General features: G+C 41.5%; 15 protein-coding genes and 1 CRISPR repeat array. Of the genes, 2 read left to right on the top strand and 13 right to left on the bottom strand.

What is annotated here, in order from left to right:
* Positions 1-79: 79 nt before the first annotated feature.
* Genes T357_RS0107470 through T357_RS0107460 form a run of 3 tightly spaced genes read right to left on the bottom strand, consistent with a single transcriptional unit; the run spans position 80 to position 6,101 of the window.
* A complete protein-coding gene (locus T357_RS0107470) occupies positions 80-1,408 on the bottom strand; it encodes a hypothetical protein (RefSeq protein WP_031550451.1) in 1,329 nt (442 codons plus the stop codon).
* A 3-nt stretch (positions 1,409-1,411) separates the two neighbouring features.
* A complete protein-coding gene (locus tag T357_RS0107465; protein ID WP_031550448.1) occupies positions 1,412-3,400 on the bottom strand; it encodes an AMP-binding protein in 1,989 nt (662 codons plus the stop codon).
* Positions 3,401-3,422: 22 nt separating this feature from the next.
* A complete protein-coding gene (locus tag T357_RS0107460) occupies positions 3,423-6,101 on the bottom strand; it encodes an O-fucosyltransferase family protein (protein WP_031550446.1) in 2,679 nt (892 codons plus the stop codon).
* Positions 6,102-6,381: 280 nt separating this feature from the next.
* On the opposite strand from T357_RS0107460, the gene T357_RS20150 reads away from it, so the two are divergent.
* Positions 6,382-8,151, top strand: a complete 1,770-nt coding sequence (locus tag T357_RS20150) for a hypothetical protein (RefSeq protein WP_049962335.1) — start codon at positions 6,382-6,384, stop codon at positions 8,149-8,151.
* A 63-nt stretch (positions 8,152-8,214) separates the two neighbouring features.
* On the opposite strand, the gene T357_RS21410 is transcribed toward T357_RS20150, so the two are convergent.
* The 10 genes from T357_RS21410 to T357_RS0107405 form a co-directional block, all read right to left on the bottom strand.
* A complete protein-coding gene (locus tag T357_RS21410; protein ID WP_049962334.1) occupies positions 8,215-8,844 on the bottom strand; it encodes a hypothetical protein in 630 nt (209 codons plus the stop codon).
* Positions 8,845-9,002: 158 nt separating this feature from the next.
* Positions 9,003-9,758 (bottom strand): SDR family NAD(P)-dependent oxidoreductase, encoded by a 756-nt coding sequence (locus tag T357_RS0107445; RefSeq protein ID WP_031550437.1) that lies wholly within the window; start codon positions 9,756-9,758, stop codon positions 9,003-9,005.
* Positions 9,759-9,826: 68 nt separating this feature from the next.
* Entirely contained in the window at positions 9,827-10,483 is a 657-nt protein-coding gene (locus T357_RS0107440) for a TMEM164 family acyltransferase (protein WP_197027313.1), read from the bottom strand.
* 26 nt (positions 10,484-10,509) lie between these two features.
* Positions 10,510-10,812: a CRISPR direct-repeat array (repeat unit 33 nt; unit sequence ATTTCAATCCACTCCCCTCGGGTGAGGGGAGAC).
* Between the two features lie 172 nt (positions 10,813-10,984).
* Positions 10,985-11,275 carry a CRISPR-associated endonuclease Cas2 gene (gene cas2, locus T357_RS0107435; protein ID WP_029201960.1) on the bottom strand — a complete coding sequence of 97 codons (291 nt, stop codon included), beginning with the start codon at positions 11,273-11,275 and terminating at the stop codon, positions 10,985-10,987.
* 3 nt (positions 11,276-11,278) lie between these two features.
* Positions 11,279-12,310 carry a type I-C CRISPR-associated endonuclease Cas1c gene (gene cas1c / locus T357_RS0107430; RefSeq protein WP_031550431.1) on the bottom strand — a complete coding sequence of 344 codons (1,032 nt, stop codon included), beginning with the start codon at positions 12,308-12,310 and terminating at the stop codon, positions 11,279-11,281.
* Entirely contained in the window at positions 12,294-12,962 is a 669-nt protein-coding gene (cas4, locus tag T357_RS0107425; RefSeq protein WP_031550429.1) for a CRISPR-associated protein Cas4, read from the bottom strand. Before cas4 ends, cas1c begins: the two co-directional genes overlap by 17 nt.
* A gap of 1 nt (position 12,963) precedes the next feature.
* The gene (gene cas7c, locus T357_RS0107420) at positions 12,964-13,860 is read right to left on the bottom strand and encodes a type I-C CRISPR-associated protein Cas7/Csd2 (protein WP_031550426.1); all 897 of its coding nucleotides are present in this window, start codon (positions 13,858-13,860) and stop codon (positions 12,964-12,966) included.
* Positions 13,857-15,572, bottom strand: a complete 1,716-nt coding sequence (gene cas8c, locus T357_RS0107415; RefSeq protein WP_031550423.1) for a type I-C CRISPR-associated protein Cas8c/Csd1 — start codon at positions 15,570-15,572, stop codon at positions 13,857-13,859. Before cas8c ends, cas7c begins: the two co-directional genes overlap by 4 nt.
* Positions 15,569-16,231 carry a type I-C CRISPR-associated protein Cas5c gene (gene cas5c / locus T357_RS0107410; RefSeq protein ID WP_031550420.1) on the bottom strand — a complete coding sequence of 221 codons (663 nt, stop codon included), beginning with the start codon at positions 16,229-16,231 and terminating at the stop codon, positions 15,569-15,571. The genes cas8c and cas5c overlap by 4 nt, the downstream gene beginning before the upstream one ends.
* Positions 16,232-16,283: 52 nt before the next feature.
* The gene (locus tag T357_RS0107405; RefSeq protein WP_031550417.1) at positions 16,284-18,392 is read right to left on the bottom strand and encodes a CRISPR-associated helicase/endonuclease Cas3; all 2,109 of its coding nucleotides are present in this window, start codon (positions 18,390-18,392) and stop codon (positions 16,284-16,286) included.
* Between the two features lie 411 nt (positions 18,393-18,803).
* On the opposite strand from T357_RS0107405, the gene T357_RS0107395 reads away from it, so the two are divergent.
* Entirely contained in the window at positions 18,804-20,228 is a 1,425-nt protein-coding gene (locus T357_RS0107395; RefSeq protein WP_031550415.1) for an AAA family ATPase, read from the top strand.
* Positions 20,229-20,465: the final 237 nt, after the last annotated feature.

Here is a 20,465-nt window from a genome sequence, read left to right as displayed (position 1 = left end):
GTTCTCCTCGAAAGTTTCTTTATTTTGTCACTTTAAAGTATTAGCATAATTTGCTGTATAAGTCCAGTATCACGCCACCTTAGGTACCGGTTTCAATTAACCCCATGGAATCTCTCCACTGAGTGCGTGGAAGGCTAAATCTACGGTCCGGATCGCGTTCAGCGCCAAGGCCGTGTTCCGCCAAAACATCCATAAGTGCGTTTACATAAACCGAAATGTCGAAAAGCGCCAGGCAATTGATCTGGAAACTGCTGTTATGCTCGATGATATTCAGGTGCAGTTTGCCTCCCCGCGGTGGCTCGCACAGGAAATGTATACCTGTAATCTGATCAGTATAATCCGTAGTGTGCAGGGAACCGATATAATCCGTATAGAAGGTGTCATGGCATATCATGGACATGGATTTATTTGATTGCTCCACGGCTTCCCAATAGTCTCCGGGAGTTGTCATGCGCTCGATATACTTCGGACCGATGACATTGTTGTAAACAGTCCTCAATATATTTGGATCAAGCTGCATTTTCAACACGCCCCTGAGGGCCGCCGCCTTTTGCTCAAATGGCATCGCATCCATAGGTGTACCGGTCAGGGGCAGAACTACACGACTGGAAACATTCTTGAAGGTCTTCGGACAATCGAACGTTTTCCGGGCCGACAATGGAATATTGGCTACTATGGGAGCGTCACATTCCGGGTGCACTTTTTGAATAGCTTCACAAACCAGCATCGATATCACCACCGACGGCGAGGAATTAAGTCCCTTTACATATGACATCAGTTCCCCGGAGGGGATCCTGATACCATAATCCCGCACTTCATCCTCCGGTCCTTCCGGAGTTTCAGGAAGACTGTAAGGTTTTTTCTGCAATCCGCCTTCAGGCATTTTAAATTCGGGATCTACAGAATATTTCACAGTAATGGGATCAAGGGTTTCCGCATCCGTCATCGGATCCAGGTGAGTCCGAATGCCATTTGGTTCATATTCCTTACCGTCTTTCAGACAGTAATAATAATAGAGCACAGTCTCCAAAAAGGTATAAATTCCCTGACCGTCGCAGAAACCGTGGAACATGGTAAACCAGGTCGTGTGATCGTCAAAGGTCACATCAAGCATGTGGTAATTGGTTTCCTTCCCGCCAACCTGTCGGATGCCATGAAAATGTGCAGCCTCCATGGGCAGTGGATTCTCCGCGTAGTAAAAGGCGCGGCCTTCATTCACAAAGGTATCTGAAAGATAAGGCATACGTTCCAATGTACGGTCCAAAGCCTTCTGAAGCAGGTCTCCGTCTACAGGATCCCGGTGGTTGATTTCCACGGTATAAGCTTTCATCTGTTCGGACGTGTAAAGATAAGGGGAAGACGACAGGGCCAATTCCTTTTTCAGAAAAGTCGGACGGTTTATACTCATAGTTTACTCATCTCCTTTGCTATTTATCAGAAACTGCTGGATATTGATATCTTTCTCATACAAAAATTCCATGCAGTATTCGGGTTTTCCTTTTACATAATCGGTGTGAAAATTATTGACGGCTTTTAGGATGATTTTTGCACTCATGGAAGTATCGCGCCTCTTGTCGATGAAATATTCAGCACCGTCATCACTAAACGTAATACGAAGCCATTCCGGCATAAGCGTAATCTTTACCCGGATATTCCCCGCATTGGAATATGCATCCATGATGCGCTCTGTCAGCATTTCTTCCACAGCAAGGCGTATAGACATGATTCGCCGTTTGCCGAAGCCCAGGTCCTCCGCCAGTTCGCTGACAAGGCTGGTAACCGGCACGATGGCGTAACGACTGTTTTTAACCGTCAGTTCAAATACGGTAATGCCTCCCGCCAGCTCTTCATTAACCATCATTCGCTTGAGCCGGTTCAACAGATCTGTATGAAGGGCACGTTGATCAAGCTTCCCGTTTACATTAAGAGGAAAACTGTCATACAGGAAGATATGGGATGGAATTTTGAAACGGGCGATCATACCGCGCAGACGTTCTTTGATTCCTGCTTCATCGAAGCTTGCGCCTCCATCAGTCATTGTGATGCAGGCTTCCACACTTTCTCCATAGATGGGATGAGGCACTCCCATGACCTTAGCCTCCCGGATATTGTCAAGCTGGTTCAGTGCATTCTCGATTTCGGAAGGAGAAATGTTTTCACCACCACGAATTATGACATCCTTGATACGGCCGGCAAGATACAGATACCCTTCTTCATCAAACAAACCGAGATCGCCGGTATGAAGCCATCCTTCATCATCCACGGGCTGTTTATCCTTTGGGAGATTGTAGTAACCGTTCATGAGATTCCGGCCACGTGCGACCACCTCTCCGATCTCGCCCTGGGGCAGGAATCCTCCCTTCCCATCCGAGATGCGAATGTCCAGATCGTCAACAGCCTGACCCACAGTCTGGGCGCGCTTTTCTACCATATCGGTTGGTCTCACCATAGTCAGCGGAGCGGCCTCGCTCTGACCGTACATGTTGAGGAAGGTTGCATTGGCATACTCCAACTCCAGCCGCATCATCTGTACAGGGGTAGACATACCTCCCGCGATCATACAGAGATGCAGATAAGGTACAACCTTCTCCTCGAAATCCTCCGCTTCACTGAGACCTATATATACCGCGCCAACGGCTGCTATGTCAGAAATACGGCAGGCGTCGATCATGCGGCTCAATGTGTCCGGCTTGTAATTTGAAGGCAGACAAACCGTGCTCCCGCGGCAAAGATAGGCAAAGCTCATGAGGAGACCAAGGATATGAAACAATGGTACTGCTATGCACACGCTGCGACCGGCATATTCACTTATATTTCTGTTAAAAACCTCTGCGTCAAAACTCAAAGCCTGCTGAGAAATCTGAACAGCCTTTGGCTGAGAAGTGGTTCCGGATGTAAAAATGATAAACGCGGTTTCTCCCGCTTCTTCCTCGCTCCGGACATCCGGTTCTTCCGTCACATCCCGGAATGTTCGTGCCAGATTCTGTACCGAGGATCGTATGTCCAGACAGCATTCCGTCGGAATGGAAGTCTCGGAAGCGAACTTCTGCAGGGCGGACGGATCCTTTTTTATTTCTGCATTGTCTCCGCAGAGTATAAATCGGGTTTCTGTCATATTCAGAAGTTCCGCTGCCTCCTGACTGCTCATACTGTAATTCACCAGTACGGCAGTACCTCCCGCACGGACAATAGCCAGGAAGGCAATCAGCCAATTTGATGTGTTGTAACCCCACAGTGCGACGCGGCTGCCCTTACGGACGCCCATTTCCCTCAGCTTTCTGCAAAGGCCACGGATTCCTCTTTCCATTTCTGCATAGGTGCAGCTTCCGTCAGCATCCGTGATTGCGATACGTTCCGGATATTCACTACATATTCGTGCAGACAGTAAATTACTGTTCATATTACTATACCCTTCATTGACATCATTCAACTCTTTCGATGCTTACGCTCTTCATACCGGCTTCCAGCATAAGGTCTCTCATGGCTTTAACGTATTTATCTCCCGGGAAGCCCTGGTACCAGTCTATATAGAAGTGTTTTCCCACCTCAGTTGTCTGAAGCATAATGCCTTTCTCCTGCATTACATGGAACGCAGTCATGCGTATCCTGTTTCCGTAATCACCGGTGCGGAGTGTTCCCAGATAGCTCACGCTGAAGGCACTGTTGGTTTTCGCTCTTGTCTCAAGGATTATATTGTCAAGAGCACCTGCAGCATAAGCCTTCGCATAACCCTCGCAGATTCCGCGATATACGCCACACATCAATCGGATATTCTGTTCCGAAGTGAATCCCTTCATAGTTTCTCTGAACTTCGTGTTCAACGCTTCATCGTCATTTCCAGTGAGTTCCTCCGGTGTGAAATTATAATTATTGTGAACTACCTGATGGAGCAGAGAGTTGGTGTTGCCCATAACCTTTCGTACACTCACTGGAGAGATCACGCTGATGGGAAGTTTATTGTCCGGATTCTCACGTTCCAGAGCATTTGCAAAAGTCACTGCAAGAACTGACATAGGACTGCCCTTTACAGATTTTGCATAGCTCATCATCTCATCACTGTTCACGCTGATGCAATATCCACGGCAATCCTCCTTTTTAGCGAATAAATCATCTAAGATTGATTCTTTCAGGGTAAACACCTTACCACCTGCCAATTTACCCATCATAGTCTTCGGATCTATCGGATCTGACATGAGGTAAGCATCAACCTCCTGACCAGGTGCCACTCCGTCTTTTTCGGTCAGAACGCCTTCGGGAACCGGATACTCACATCCGTCCAAAGCGCAGTAGTAATGATAGAAAAATGTCTCAAGCACCAACTGGAAGCCGGTTCCGTCTACCGGCACGTGATCAACGTAAACGAAGAGAGCATTAGCCATATAGCAGAAGGTTACTGAATGGAAATTTCCGCTTCTTTCATAGGGCTCTACTATTTCCGCAGTCTCTTTGATGACAAAAGGAAGGTTGTTTTCAAGTAAAACAAGTTTTCCTCCGCGGTTTGCCACCGCATAGGACATGTAGGGGTAAACCTTAAGAGTTTTATCCCAGGCCGTTTTAACGGCATCAGGATTCACGGGTTCCTTAAGGTCAAATCGATAAGTCATGAAAAATGCTTTGTTTGTAGGATAGGCTCCTCTCGCAAAAATTCCTGCAGTAACCGGTCTTATTTCTTTCCATTTCTCGACTGCCGGATCACCTTCCATCGCAACCATCAGTTTTCTTTCGCGATTAAACTTACCGGCATTAAGGGATCTTACGGTATCCCAGCCGTTACACTGACCTGAGCACAGGAATGCATCGCACCTTGCCAGGATATAAAGTGCATAGAAGTAGTTTACAGTTGTGTCTTCCAGGGCATCCACATAAGCCTTACCGGTATTTAACTTCTGTTCGAACTCATATATAAGCGAAGCATTTTTCTTTTGCATCTCTGAAACAGTATGTCGTTCCTGAGATATGGCCATAACCTTACCCGGAAATGCCGCACGGATCTTTTCTAAATTATCATTATCCTCTGTTGCAAGGAATATCTTCTCATAACCGTCTTCCTCGATCCATTCACGGATGACTGATATCATCTGATCAGGTGTGGCATGGCGGCGATCTGCACCAAGGTTCATGGTCACATAATCAGTTCCTCTTGCGAGTACTCCAAGAACCTTTCTGTCTCCAAGGATGGCATCTGCGTATTCACGCATTTCTGCGGCAAATGCTTCATTCAGGATACTCTCATCGAAATTACTTGGATACTGGTTTACATACCATGATGTGGTGAAAACAGACATCATTTTCCCCAACATAAGCGTATTGTCCGGAGTTGAATCTTCAGGCTTAGGATCCATCTGGAAATATTTACTCAGGAGTTCATCCGGATATCTGGTACAACCGGGGCTCAAAAAAGCTTTAAGTCCCCGAGGTTCTCCCGCACGCGAACACATAGATACATACGACAACAGACCGCCTATTCCCGTAATATCGGATAACTCAACCTCAATATATCTAAACGGGCCTTTTCTGCCGCCGGTGAAAGCCTGCCAGAAAAACAGATTCTGGAATGCTGCAACAGAGCTGAGATATGTCCAGTCACGTTTAGTGTAACCCATCTCGAAAGGACCGGCGATGATCCTGAGTGTATCCTTATCACGTTCTGTCGGGAGACTTTCAACTATATGTACTCTGTCCGGATCGGATATAAACCAATTGATCTTCTCATCGGTAACATATACATGTAAATCTGTATGTTTAAGTGCAATGCTGACAACATTAACACTGTACTCATCCACAACATCAAGTTCTATCTTTTTGAACTGATCAAGAAATCTCAGACAGATATTGTCGAGATCTGTTTCATCATAATTCAGGAAAGGGGCATATGTTGCGCCCCCTTTTGTCATTTTCAGGATTAGTCCTCTTAGCTGATCAGGAAACATCATCATATTATCGATATATTCAAGGTCGTAGTCAGGTACGCTTCCGGACGGATCTGTTACATGGAAACGTGTCTCTCCTTTTTTGACTTTTGACAGTGCCTCGTGAAAAACCTTTGTGCTGTGATTAAGAGTAGTCAGTTCTTCGGTGTTTCTTTCAAGTATGTTCAGCATGTTCTCTGTCTCCTTTACGTTCGATCTGAAAAAATTGTTCATTTTCAAACAATATAAATGTACTTCGACACAATGATCATGCTTGATAAGCAACTCCGGTTTGTAAGGACCATATTTTTCAGAGGGGTACTTCGCCCCTTATTATTCTTATAAATCATAAGCTATAAGAGGAAATTTAATTAAAATGCTTTAATTTTTCATCAGAAACAAATAATATGAGAAGGGAGGGATTTCTTCTGAAGAAACGTCCCGGTTTTATTAATGAAGTTTAGGAGGATTTATGGAAAAAAAGAACGGTGAAAAAGCAACACGCAAACTTTTGGCAGCTGTAATGGCATTTGTGATTTGCCTTGCACTCTGCCTTACAGGCTGCGGCGGAGATTCTGTTGACGAAAATAAGCAATCGGACCCGATGGAAGGAAATTACATTCCTGTAATCGGTGAAATGATGGGCATGGCCATGTCAGGAGACGACCTTTCCGGCTTCGGAATCGAACTAAAAGGCAACGGTAAAGGCGTCATGACAGTAAACGGGGAATCCGAAAAAGTCAAATGGAAAAAGGATGACACAACCATTACCATCACCGTAGAGGGAACAGACATCACCGGTGAGCTGGGGGAGGATTGTTTTGTTGTCAAGGATATGCTGGGCATGGGAATGGATTTTACCTTCGCAAAAGAAGGCACTCCTGCTTCTGACCCCGCACTGTATCTTCCGGAATCAGAGAAGTTTATGATTCAGGACTGGAAGTCTGTTTCAGTAACGGACATTCTGGGAGATCCAACTGACGAAATCGCAGCTGATGTGCTTCAGATGAGTTTTCGTGCCGATCATACCATGGACGCTGTAATCGAGGGCAAAGAATTCAAAAATCTGCATTGGTCCAATCTCAATGATTACGGTTCGGTGGATTCTGAAGATGTCAAGCTTTCCTGGGACGTGGAGGATGACGGACTTAAGGCGACTTATATAAAGGACGGCGAGTATTATATTTTCTTCTGCCCTAAGGATACGGCAGCAGATAAGACCGACTCAGAAAAGCAGTCGGAGGCAAAGTCTGAGTCTGAAACCGAGTCTTCGGAAGAATCAACGGAAAAAACTGATGAATCAAAGAAAGCCGCATCAGGCGCAGCAGCCACAACCGTACGCTCTGACGCGCAGGCTGAATTAGGAGAACACGGAAAAGCCAAATCATCCCCCTATGCCGACTACTGGGATAAGGATTGGTACGGATGGTATAAGTTAGAATCCTGCCACGGTGATTACGAGGAACTGGAAGACAGCATATATGATGTCTGCGGATCAATCTTTGTAGAAAGTGAAAACACCGGCCGAATCGTTCTTTGGGATGATGAAGGCTCCGCAGAAAAGCTCATCTGTGAAGTAGAAGTCAGCTTCGGTCCCGGCACCACAGATGCAGGCTGCATGAAGAGCGAGAAAGGTTCCTTCCTGACAGATGAGGAAAATGTTCAGCATGCAGACTGGATGGTAGACCCGGGAGCCTCCGATGTATCGGACTATGACCATATGATTGAAGTTAATTGCAAATACGAGGATGATCATGGCAGCTTCAGATACTATATCTATCTCCGTCCATGGGGCATGGATTGGGAGGATGTTCGTACCAAAGATGTAGATTTCCTTCCGGTATCCTATGATTACTGGTACACGGATGTAATGAATGGACTGATGCCTGACAGCATAGGCCGTGAAGAAGGTGGTTTTGGCAGGGAAGAATCCGAACGTTTTGAGAAATACACTGTTCAGAATAAGCCCGAGCACTACGCAGCCGGAACACTGACAAGCAAGGAATGCTACCTGCTTCCGAATGAAAGCGTCAATAACGGAGCCACCGGCTACATCCTTGATGAGGATACAGTTATCGAAAAACCTGAGGAGCTTGATGGTTGGGAATCCGGAGATGATCCACTCAGCTGGATGGCCCGTCTCTGCGACGAAAGCAGCGGTTATACACCGGCCGGAGTTTACGACATTACAGTAAGTGCAGACCATATAGATATAATTCATGGTCTTTACTGGTGGGATTAAGAAGAAGAACAAAATGGACGGTTCTCAATGAGAACCGTCCATTTTAATTATCAGAATCGTTTATCAAGCTCCGTAGCAAAGCTCCGTTGCAACTCCATTTGCAACTGTTATATACAGAACCGGTCCGGTGCTATTTATAAAATCTGATTTACTCATAGCGTAGAACCCTTCATCAGTACCTTCCCCATATCTAGTTTGACCGGTAAGCTTAAACTGATATGTACCGTAACTCATCTGAGTTGTGTTCTCCCAGTTATCACCAGGATAATAATCTAAGGTACCTGTAACTGTCAGAACATCACTACCGACCGAAACTGAGTAAAGATGTGCTATACCATAGCCACTGTCATATAAACAGCCATAGTAAGTACCGGATGTGGTTACATATGAGGAGCTGCTACCTGAACTATAGTAATTACTAGCGTAACGTGACGGCTGTCCGTCCCATTTTCCATCATAACCTACCCAATAACCGTCCGGTGTCCATGAGTTCACAAGCATAACACCGTCACTTCCGAGATAATAATTGCCAACCCATTGGTTTGTCGCATAATACCCATAATCATTTACATAGTACCAGTCGCCGTAGTAGTCTTGCTCCCAATATCCGGCAAATGATGTGATAGAAAAAAGTGACATGATCAAAGCCAGAACAACCGCAAATCTAAGTGCTTTAAAGTTTTTACTTCGCATGTTTACCTCCTGAATAATTAATATGTAAAAATCACGAATCGTTTCTAACATTATATGTCGGCGATGTTCCGGCATTATATAAATGCTAAACAGGTGGAGTGTTCTCACCAGAAAACACTCCACCTGTTAAATTTCCATAAATATTGAATATCTTATTTTTACTGAAGCACAAATCCACCGTTAGGTGAGATAACCTGACCTGTGAGATAAGGAGCCTTAAGGATATACTCAAGGGCACCTGCGATATCGGAAACGTCACCGATATATCCCTCAGGAATTGTTCCGGCAAGAGCATTGAGCTCGTCCTGGTTAACGCCGCGGAGCATATCTGTCATGATCATGCCCGGAGCGATGGCATTGGCACGTACGCCTCTTCCTGCAAACTCAAGTGCAAGGGCTCTGGTGAGACCGATAACGCCGGACTTGGCTGCGCAGTAATCTGCCTGGTTGATAACACCTGTAAGTCCGCCAACTGATGAGATGTTTACGATCATTGCCTGATGCTCCTTGTCGGAGTGGTTGATCATGTGAGGAAGAACCAGATGAGTCATATGTAAAAGGCTCATAAGATTGGTTGCGATAACCTTCTCATACTGCTCATGGGTAATGTCTATCCAGTTGCAGTTGTTGGTGATACCTGCGTTGTTTACGAGAACGTCGATGTTCTCACCGAACTTGTCAACCGCAGCCTTAACGAGAGCCTCACAGTCCTCGTACTTGCTGACATCTGCTCTTACAACCAGAGAATCTACACCGTAATCCTTCTTAAGCTGCTCTGCGATTTCCTCTGACTTTGCCTTTGAAGACTCACTTACGTAGTTAATGACTACATCATAGCCAAGCTCTCCAAGCTTAAGAGCCATTGCCTTTCCTATACCACGTGAACCTCCGGTGATTATTGCTGTTTTTGCCATATTGGGCCTCCTTAAGATCGTTTATTTATTAACATTGTACAATTATACATCTTTTTCACCAATTTTTCTTATATTTTTTTGTATATCGTATCCAGGATAAAATGAATCGCGAGTGCTCCGATGCACATCGAAATAAGATAAATTATGATCCCCAGCGGTCTGCCCGTTATGGCATCTATATCCCTGAATACAATCTGAGAACTGTTATGATATGGGGAAATGTAGAACATATCGCAATCACCCAGCTCATGGAAGATGACATTTATTATCTCTGCCATGCTCGAAAGAATCAGAAAAAGTGGAAGTGTACTTACAAATCCGGAGATTCCCGGAAGTGCTAAACCATTAAACGTGATATACAGAGACAGCACCAGCATAAGTACATGCCATATAAATCCATGGGCTGTCAATGCCGCGTAACCCGGGTGAATGAGTCCGTCATGCACGATGAGTGCCATGATACCACCAAGAAATCCGTAATCGCGTATGAAAGTAAGTATTACTGCTTTGATTCTTTCCGTGCTTTTAAGTCCTGCCAAAGCCGCATACATAAGGCAAAGGTACATAGGCATAGAGCAAAGCTGAAACGGAAAATACCATATCTCGTACCTTCCTCCAAACTCCACCTTCCATATCATAAGCTGCTTCCAGATTTCCATCAGCAGCAAAACGATTCCAAATATGATAATTACTCTGTCTGTATCCTTATTATTATTTAAAAACATAATCCGTTTATTAACCATGTGGTGAATATTCAATCCTCTTCCCTCGAGTGAGGGGAGACCTCTGAGCCGTTTTAAGCACTGTAAGAGTGTTCTGATTTCAATCCACTCCCCTCGGGTGAGGGGAGACCATTTCTCTTATTCATCCTGGAATGATTTCACAGAATTTCAATCCACTCCCCTCGGGTGAGGGGAGACCGTCAACCTTGACTGGATCCTGAAACACATCAAAATTTCAATCCACTCCCCTCGGGTGAGGGGAGACATATAATTCGAAGCCGTCAGCGGTCAAATACATGATTTCAATCCACTCCCCTCGGGTGAGGGGAGACGGCAAATATTGCCGAAATATTGATTAGCATCGCACAATATTTGTTAATATAATTTAAATTTAAAACAATCCTTACAACATATCTAACATAAAAGCAAAGTTGCTTATATGCAATATGTACATTTATCACTGTGCGAACCTTCTTAGCATTTCATGATTGCTTTACCTTCGCACTACAAAATAATAACATCCTTCATATCATATTTTGAATTTGCACCGTAATGTTCAATTTTATCCTTGTAGTTATTTCCAAGAAAATAAAACCTTAAACTATCCAGTTTCTCGTCCATTATTTCCAGTAACTTGGCCTTTAGAAGCGCACATTGACTTGCATCAACATTACATTCAAAAACAGAATTCTGAACACGAATACCGTAATTCTCACATGTCTTTGCTACTTTACGAAGTCTCGCTGCTCCTTTGGCTTCAGAAACGTTAACATCATATGTTATCAGCACCAGCATAAATCACCTCCACAAAAACGGAGGATAGCCATCAAGGTCTCCTCTAATGTACCGAGCCAGTAATAACGCCTGAACATATGGCACAATTCCCCATTGAATTTTTTCTTTCAAATACGGATGTTTTATTTCTTCTTTCTTATGATTCTGCCACTCAGTCAAAAAAAGCTTCTTTCCATTTTCGGTAAATTCTACAGCACCACTTTCTGAAGCTATAAAATCATCACCCTTGATCTGTCGGTTATTTATTAGTGTCACAATAAAACGATCCACCAACAAAGGCCTAAGCTCTTCCATCATGTCTAAAGACAGTGATTTTCTTCCCGGGCGATCTTTATGCAAAAAACCAACAAATGAATCAAGTCCAACAGATTTTAGCCCGTTAACGCAATCGTTTGCTAACAATGAGTAACCAAACGAAAGCATGGCATTTACATTATCTAAAGGAGGCCGACGATTTCTTCCATTAAAGCAAAAATTATCTTTCTGATTAAGGATCAAGTCATCAAAACAGTCAAAGTACACCTGAGCAGCCTCCCCCTCTAATCCACGAATTTCATCAATAGAATTTGCAGACATAACCTGTTTTGTCCGACTGTCAAGAACATCTTTTGCTCTTTTGATTTTTTCCACATCAACACGAAGCGAGTGATCTCTCAGAGTTCTATCCAATACCCATTTACAGTTATATATCTTTCCAATAATAAAGTTTTTCACTATAGGAACACTCTGTTTTTCATCTTCCGAAATCTGATACTGCTTTTTTCTCAGCAACACATTCCCATTCTCGTCATTTATTACACGGAACAGAAATTTACCAAATGGCGAATAAAAAGATATTCCTATACCCATTTCAGCGCATTTTCCCATGAGCTGCGGCGTTGCACCTCTATTTGAAAAGCAAACTATTTCTTCGAAATTCAACAAGGGAAACTGACCAGCTTTTGTTTTTCCTATTTCTACAATTACAGTTTCCCCTTTTAATGACAAATATGCATCCTCATTCGTAACATACAAGGTATTAAGTAATTTTCTCATCGCTTTGCAGCACCTCTTGAATGTATTTGTTAACGGATTTAGATTTCTCCAATTCCGGCAGACATACATTATTTAACGAACAGGCATAACAACTCTTTGTAAGCTTTCCTCTGGGGGTCCATCCTTTTTTCCAGTAACTTTGCATTTCTTCAATGGTATCTACGACATGTTTTCGAAGATTATCCGTAAATTCCACTTCAACACGATGTTTTATCTTTCCATAAAAAAGTGCTCCATACTTAATCGTACAAGCCAGCATTTCTTCCAAGCACATAGCCTGCCCACAAAGTTGAAGTACATCAGCCTCGCTTTCTTTAGGCTCTCCATTTTTGTATTCAACGGGGTATGGTTGCCACCGCCCTTCATATCTGTTTAGCGGAATCCCTCCATTATCTTTTCTAAATTCTACAACATCACAAATACCCGTAACGTTGAGCTTAGAAGACTTGACTCGCAAACCTCTCATAATGATCAAGTCACCTCTCTTTTCGGACTTACTATCATCATGAGCCTTTTTATGCATCAGTAGTCCTTCGGTCGTACGAAGATTTTCAGCCCATTGTTGTTCAATATGGATCAATCCCCACTGCCTCCGGCAGAAGCAAAAATGCTGTATGCCGGAGAGCATAAGATAATCATCTTCATTGTACATATTAGTCACGGATTATTATTGATACACCATTTGGAATCTGATCATCTTTTACCGAAATCTCGTAATCCTCATATGATCTTGCCGGAGCTGAGGTATCAGCATCTTTCCTGCTGACAGATACCAAATCAAAAAGTTTATGGGATGGGGCATTTCCAAGTTCAGAATCATGTTTGAAGATTATCAGTTTACGAACTGCCATTTTGCCCCTGGCAGCAGAATGATCATTCTCAAACATATTGTAAATTGCATCCCAAAGAAGGTTTAAATCATCCTCCGTAAATCCAGTAGTTTTTCTGGCAAGGTTGGCAGAAACAAATCCCTCGCAACGATAAAGACCATAAGGAACAATATACTTAGATCCCATTTCATTGTTTTTATTTTCAGCATCCTTTTCAGTTGTTATTGCCACTCGTGTGATTGTTATCTCCTGAGGAACTACCGGTTCAACAGACTTGGCAAATCCGATTTGCACCGGACCACGAACCTGTCCGCAATTGAGTTTTGCCTTTGTGAAGGTTGTCATAACTGCACCGAATGCGCGGATATCATAAAAATTCGCACACATCCAATCACGAATTTTCAGATCAATATCCGTATCCTTCTTTTTCTGTTCTGCAACTTTATCAACCGATACTCCCAATGCAGCATATGCCTCTTCATCATTCTTATTTAAAACAGCATGACTCTTTATATAAATACGATACCCTGTCGAATCATCCTTAACCATTTCTACATAGTTACGGATTTTCCTCTTAATGCAGACATCCGTGATGAGACCAAGCTGTGTCTCTGCATCAACTCTTGGCATATTTCCAGAATCCGGATCACCGTTTGGATTACCATTTTCAACATCAAATAAAACCACAAAATCATATCTGTTTTTTATAACTTCACTCATTTTTCTCCCTCAACTTTCTTTGATTTGAAATAATCCTGAATCTGATGATAGTACCCTAACTGAAATGCTCCTCGTTCAGGCATATTTAATGTTTTTGGATATCCTTCTTCAAATTTTTCGAGTATCTCTCCAAGTTGTTTGCTATAGTAAACCTTCATTCCGGTGTTCAACTTACGTAAGTGATTCTGCGATAAATCAATCAATTTTGGCATAATGGTTGCCGGAGTAGCTGATGCTCCACCAAAATACTTATCCTTAATTGTTGAATTTAATCCCGGATTCGCAGATTCTTGGATACGCTCCAATACTGCAAATAGTCTTCCCAAGTTGTACGGAACATTATCTGTTTCTTTATTTAGTCCCACTGTCAATACCTCCTTCGGAACTTGTTTATTTTCATTTTTCAAATAATACGCTTTTATAATAGCTGCTCTTCTTTGTCCAACATGATGATCAGCTCTTATCCTAAGATCAATGGCATTTATTAATGTTGCCGGATACCTCACATTCTCAATAATAGATCGAGTCAATTCTCCTGCCAGAATCGGAGAAACATCTGCCCCACTTCTGCATGTTTCCTGGAGTAGCTGCCATGTAGGCATGATTTCTGCTGTCTCTTTTCCTGATTCAATATTCAACCGTTCTTGATGTTCTCTTATGTTGCTGACAAATTCTCCAAAAGTACCTCTTTCAAAGAATCTGATTGATAAACGTGCGTTATTTGGTGCCACTCCCAATAAATAAAACTCCATCTGTGGATCTAAGCGTTTGGAATTATAATCAACAACTTTTCCTTCACATATACTCTCAACCAACTTAATCAAGTCTTCTTTTGAATAATACTCATCATCTCCGAAAAAAAATGCATTGAATGCATCTTGATACTCTTGTTCTCCATTAATTGCGTAAAACAGTAATGCCGTATTTCCTAAGTAATTCTTGTATGTCAATCTCTCCGTAAGGTAATTCAAAGCCTCACCATAAGCAAATGATGCATATTCTCCGGTCTGAGCATTATAACCCTGCTCCTTTCCAAATGAAGAAAAAGCGGTAGCATTGAATGATACTAATGATGCCCCGGAAGATTGGGCATTTCGTATTCTCTTAATTGTAGGATGAAGTATAGCTAAAGAATCAATCTTACCTGTCACACTACATCTACATTCATTTTCTTTAATCCCGCCATTATATACTTCGTTCCACTTTTCCTTTATGTATTTGTTTTCATGAACGAACTTACCATCATGCATAAATATTAGGTTTCCGCCTTTTAAAATATCATTTTTTAATTCCTGAATAACCTCACATTCACTAGCCTTCTCGACATTCCAATTCTCAAAAAAACTAAGAACAGCTATGGCTGCTGCATCATCCCGCGGCAATATTTTCTCATGTAGTTCCTTTGCAGCTAAAAAACAATCCCGGGCACGATCCGGTTTCCCTTTACCATCTATCCCTAATAAATATGATGAGTTATCACAAAGAAAGTTAGGGGCGATTCCGCTGGATCTTTTGATTTGTGAAGGAACTGACATCTTTTGTGGAACAAGTTTCTTTCCGTCCTGTTTCTTCAAAGATATTATCCGTTTAAGCTTTCCATTAATGTCTATGTCGAGTGCATAGCTCACATCAACCTGACTCCACCCCGGCTTTGATAGCACTCCTTTTTCTGCCAAAGCTTCATAATACCTCACTAACGATTCCAGTATCACCTCAACACCTCCTCGCTATTTATGTCCGGAACTCTTATCATGCCATTTACCATTTTTGCCCGGAAAAACATAGGCTTAATATCGTCCGGCGTACTGTAATCCATGTCGTACAACATGAAACCAAGATCCTTTTCTCCATCCAGTTTATCTGAAATTATAACTTCATCAGAAGCTTCTTTGAAAAATGCAGTAAACTCTCGACACCCCATACAAGGCTGGTGATAATACTGTCCTCTAGAAAGTCGACGCTTCATGATATCCTGAAACTTTCCCGGGTTATCTCCGGGTGCAGCCTTGTCAGTCATCTCAAAATGAGCCTCGATAATATAACGTACATCTTTCAAGACCATAGAGGCTCTTTGTTGTATATCAGAGGATGTATTAATGAATAATTCTCCTTTTCCTACATCCATCACAGATTTGACACTTCTTGCGCTGATTTTTGACTTGATTTCATTTCTTCGAATATTGGTAAAACTGATTGGATTACAAACCTGAATTTTATCAACTATCCATCTAAGTCCCGGATGCCAATAAATCGCTTCCAATATGCCTCTTGCAGCCGATGGAGTCATGACATCATAAGACACCCGTTCTACTTTCATTTCGGGACGCGTAAACAGCGCATAATCTCCCCATACTTCAACCTTTATAGCCATGGTTTCCTCCAAATTTTTTTAATTATAAGATGTAAAAAAAATCCAGTTTCCTTTAAATCATAATAGCCTCTCCTTCCTTGTATTCTAAATCAAGTCCAACATCAAAACGATATAGACTACTATCAATCAAAATGCATTTTCCATCATCCAAATCTTCCACCGCAAAATGTTCTTTTAAGCTCATGTACTGATATTCATATATATTAACCCCAAACAAACCGAGCTTACGGTAATCGTTCTTATTTGCGATGTTAAAACGAACCTTTTCTATAAGTGAACTGCTTTCCTCAACCTCGATATAAATAGTTCTTGTATTACTATCTATTAAATTGAACTCATCTGAAACATCTTTGAACGGCAATTGTATAGTACTTAATTGTTTTATTATCTGATATTGGTCTAATGAATCATTACCTTTCAAATAAAACAATTCATCAAAATATTCTTTTATAGCTTCTTTACTGCTGATATCTTCATATTTTTCAATTACATAACCAGCAGCACCAATTTGCATCGAAAACATTTCCGGAGAACCACATTCCAGATCAAAAACATGAACTATACTTTCGTCTTTATTACGTTTCCCTTCTCGATTACAACGTCCCCCAGCCTGTAACAATGAATCTATTCCTGCAATCTGCCTATACACGCAAGGAAAATCAACATCCACTCCGGCTTCAATCAGTGAGGTTGCCACTACTTTACATGGTTCCCCTTTGCTAAGACGTTCTCTTATTTCTAACAACACCCTTTTTCTATGTTCCGGATACATACTTGTTGAAAGATGAAAACATCCCTCACCGTTCATCAAATTAAATAATTCCCTCGCTGCTCTTCTTGAATTTACAATACACAGAAATTGTTCATTCCCATTTAATCTTTCTATCAGTTTTTCGTAAGAGAACGTACCATCAAATGAAAATGATATCCTTCTGAACAAGCGATCCTCGTAGTATTCACTCGGGCAAAGTTCATATGATATGTAGTCTGTATAAAATTCCCTTATTATATTTGTTAAGGATGGTTGTGTTGCAGTACACAAAACAACCGATGCATAATAATGTTTTACTAACTCCGTCAGTAATGAAATACATGGTTTTATATATGGAACAGGAAGCATCTGTGCCTCATCAAATATGATGACGCTGTTTGCCACGTTATGTAGTTTTCTACTTGATGACGCCCTATTTTTGAAAAATGACTCAAAGAATTGAACACTTGTGGTTACTACAACAGGCATGTCCCAGTTTTCAGTAGCTCGCAAATGAAATAATGATTCTTCATCTTCTCCGGATTCAACATTAGAATAATGCTCAAGTACCGATTCATTTCCAAGAATCTTTCTAAAAATCCCGGCTGTTTGCTCAATAATAGATGTATATGGAATAACATAAATAATTCTCTTTAATCCATTTCTTTTTGCATGTTCTATCGCAAATGCAAGTGATGCTACTGTTTTTCCACCACCAGTAGGAACGGTAAGGGTATACAATCCCTGATCAAGCTCTCTCCCCTCTTTCATGACATGCTTAAGGATATTACATCTAAGCAAATTTAATTCATTGCTTGCCGGGAACCATGGAGCTATGAAGGTATTCAGTCTGTCTTGAAGAAGATCAACGTTTAGGTCTCTTCCACGATCAAGAATACCCGTCATAAATTCTTCTGTATCCAAAAAATCTGCATCCACCAAACAAGAATAGACCATTCTTATCCTATAGGATAATTCAAGCATATCTCTTGGAATCTCGGTGTTTTTTGATGGTAGGTTTATCTCATTTTCCCAACCTCTGTAACACGGTAATCCGACTTTTTTTGAGCGATTTATCCTTGCATTTAATGACGTCCCCTCCAAATCCGCACGACCACCAAAATTCGGCAATCCGGCATGATGACCGGCAATACAGAATGCTTCCACTATCATTTTATTTTCATAGGCTTCCATCGCTCCGGCTGTAGAATGATCCACTTTAGGTCCACCATGAAGCCTTCTTTGAAATTCATCCGAATACTTTCCGATATCATGCATTAAGCCCGCCATATATGCATGTTTTTCTTGATGAAAAGGCTCAGCAAAATCGGCCGCCTTTTTCGCAGTATTTTCAAGATGTTCCTTAACTGATTGTTCTCTTCCATCTTCCGTAATATGTGCAAGATACATCCTCTCTCCTCCGATGTAACTCAAAGATTCCATTGTTATTTTCAGAAAAAGCAGCTCGTCCGTTCTGTAGTTCAGCCAAGACTGTATGAGATATATTTCGAAAAAAAATGATTACGTCTATTATCTCATGAATAGTTTATTAATTCAGCAAATTATATTTTTTCCACACGTTATAATGAAATTTGTTTTCTTTTTCTCATGATTAAACTCTACACCATTGAACATACAAAAAAATGTACGCAAACGCACGTTTGGATACATTATCAAACCTATATATCGAATAAAGTGCCTATATTTGGAGATTTTTACTCTTTTCATAGATTTTTCTCCATTTATCTCGCAATTATTGCTTATATTTGGAATTTTTGTATAATCTTTATATAAGCAAATTTTCAATTCAGGGTGAACATAATGAAAATAATAGGCAGAAAGCTTGAAAAAAGAGAATTGGAGCAATGTGATAGATCAGGTAAATCTGAGCTGGTATGTGTTTATGGCAGAAGACGTGTTGGCAAAACTTTTTTAGTTGAACAGACCTTCGGGGATTACTTTGCCTTCCGGGCTACCGGACTGGAAAAAGGTAATACACGCCAACAGCTTAAAGCTTTTAACCAAAGACTTATTGCAGCCGGTGCCAAGACAATTTCCACTCCAAAAGATTGGTTTGAAGCTTTTTCAAGATTAGAGGAATTATTATCCGGAGAGAACATTATACTTTCACCACATAATAAAAAAATAGTTTTCTTTGATGAATTCCCCTGGTTTGCCACTGCAAGATCCGACTTTCTTTTGGCATTTGAAGAATTCTGGAACAGATGCGGCACACAGCACGGAGATATTTTATTTATAATGTGTGGTTCTGCCACCTCGTGGATTATTAAAAACGTCATTGACAATACCGGCAGTTTATATCATAGAGTCACCGCACAATTATTTCTCAAACCCTTCAGCCTCGCAGAATCTGAATTATTTTTCAGAGACAGGGAATTTGGATGGTCACGAGAACAGATAATGGAATGTCAAATGGTATTCGGTGGCTTGCCGTATTTTATGGACTTATTGAATGGTGATGAGAGTTTCGGACAAAACATTGACAGACTACTATTTCGTCAATCCGCAATACTAAAAGACGAAACAATCAGATTACTGGAGGCCACACTCAAAAAATCTCCGATATATGAAAATATATTACATCTTCTTTCTCAGCATCTGTACGGGATGAAAAAATCTGATTGTCAGACTGAACTGAATGTGTCTGTCGGTTCATTTTCAAGAGCCACTGAAGACTTGGTAAAATGTGGTTATATAGCCGAATACAAACGGAATTATGAATCTGGAAACCCTCTTTATCTGCAGCTTGTTGACCCATTTCTGATGTTTCATTACCATTTCCTGTCACAAGATAATAAACTTAGCTGCTATGATGACCTGATATCAAACACAGGTGCCTACTCAAATTGGAGAGGTCATGCTTTTGAAACCTTATGCTGGTTTCACATTGCTCAGATAAAAAAAGCTCTTGGTATCTCCGGGGTGAAAACTTCGTCTTTCCCTTGGAGCAATCTCGAACATAAAGATAGTGTTCAGATTGATCTGGTCATTGAACGGGCCGACAAAATCACAAATATATGTGAGATTAAATGTACCGAGCACCCATTTGTGATGACAAAGGATGTTGATTTATCGCTTATACGAAAAAGAGATATCTATCAGCAGAAAACCGGGACAAAAGATGCTTTAAAAATAGTAATGATATCAGCAATGGGACTTTCCGGCACGGCTCACACTGAACATATTTCAAACGTCATTACAATGGATGACTTGTTTGAACCATAGTAATAAGAGCCGGTTCTTTTCGATAAGAACTGGCCTTTTTAAGCTTTTGAAAATCTACCGGTGACGATTCTCGTCGAAGAAAACCGTCGCCGACGGTCCGTAAATAGCAGATATTTGGAGATTTTTTGATAAAAATGTCATTTTTCTCCAATTATCTCGCAAATATTGCTTATTTTTGGAATTTTTTATAAAAAGATCAGGGGACGGTTTTCAGCTGGAGTCCGTCCCCTGTGGTCT

It is taken from the genome of Oribacterium sp. FC2011 (genome assembly GCF_000701645.1).
Classification (GTDB): Bacteria; Bacillota; Clostridia; order Lachnospirales; family Lachnospiraceae; genus Oribacterium.
Note: the sequence above shows the minus strand (reverse complement) of the source record. Positions and strands in the feature narration are given on the sequence as shown.

Excerpts from the sequence above, each read along its gene's own strand:
- T357_RS0107470 (WP_031550451.1), bottom strand. The coding sequence starts at position 1,408 with ATGAGTATAAACCGTCCGACTTTTCTGAAAAAGGAATTGGCCCTGTCG.
- T357_RS0107465 (WP_031550448.1), bottom strand. The coding sequence starts at position 3,400 with ATGAACAGTAATTTACTGTCTGCACGAATATGTAGTGAATATCCGGAA.
- T357_RS0107460 (WP_031550446.1), bottom strand. The coding sequence starts at position 6,101 with ATGCTGAACATACTTGAAAGAAACACCGAAGAACTGACTACTCTTAAT.
- T357_RS20150 (WP_049962335.1), top strand. The coding sequence starts at position 6,382 with ATGGAAAAAAAGAACGGTGAAAAAGCAACACGCAAACTTTTGGCAGCT.
- T357_RS21410 (WP_049962334.1), bottom strand. The coding sequence starts at position 8,844 with ATGCGAAGTAAAAACTTTAAAGCACTTAGATTTGCGGTTGTTCTGGCT.
- T357_RS0107445 (WP_031550437.1), bottom strand. The coding sequence starts at position 9,758 with ATGGCAAAAACAGCAATAATCACCGGAGGTTCACGTGGTATAGGAAAG.
- T357_RS0107440 (WP_197027313.1), bottom strand. The coding sequence starts at position 10,483 with ATGTTTTTAAATAATAATAAGGATACAGACAGAGTAATTATCATATTT.
- cas2 (WP_029201960.1), bottom strand. The coding sequence starts at position 11,275 with ATGCTGGTGCTGATAACATATGATGTTAACGTTTCTGAAGCCAAAGGA.
- cas1c (WP_031550431.1), bottom strand. The coding sequence starts at position 12,310 with ATGAGAAAATTACTTAATACCTTGTATGTTACGAATGAGGATGCATAT.
- cas4 (WP_031550429.1), bottom strand. The coding sequence starts at position 12,962 with ATGTACAATGAAGATGATTATCTTATGCTCTCCGGCATACAGCATTTT.
- cas7c (WP_031550426.1), bottom strand. The coding sequence starts at position 13,860 with ATGAGTGAAGTTATAAAAAACAGATATGATTTTGTGGTTTTATTTGAT.
- cas5c (WP_031550420.1), bottom strand. The coding sequence starts at position 16,231 with ATGGCTATAAAGGTTGAAGTATGGGGAGATTATGCGCTGTTTACGCGT.
- T357_RS0107405 (WP_031550417.1), bottom strand. The coding sequence starts at position 18,392 with ATGTATCTTGCACATATTACGGAAGATGGAAGAGAACAATCAGTTAAG.
- T357_RS0107395 (WP_031550415.1), top strand. The coding sequence starts at position 18,804 with ATGAAAATAATAGGCAGAAAGCTTGAAAAAAGAGAATTGGAGCAATGT.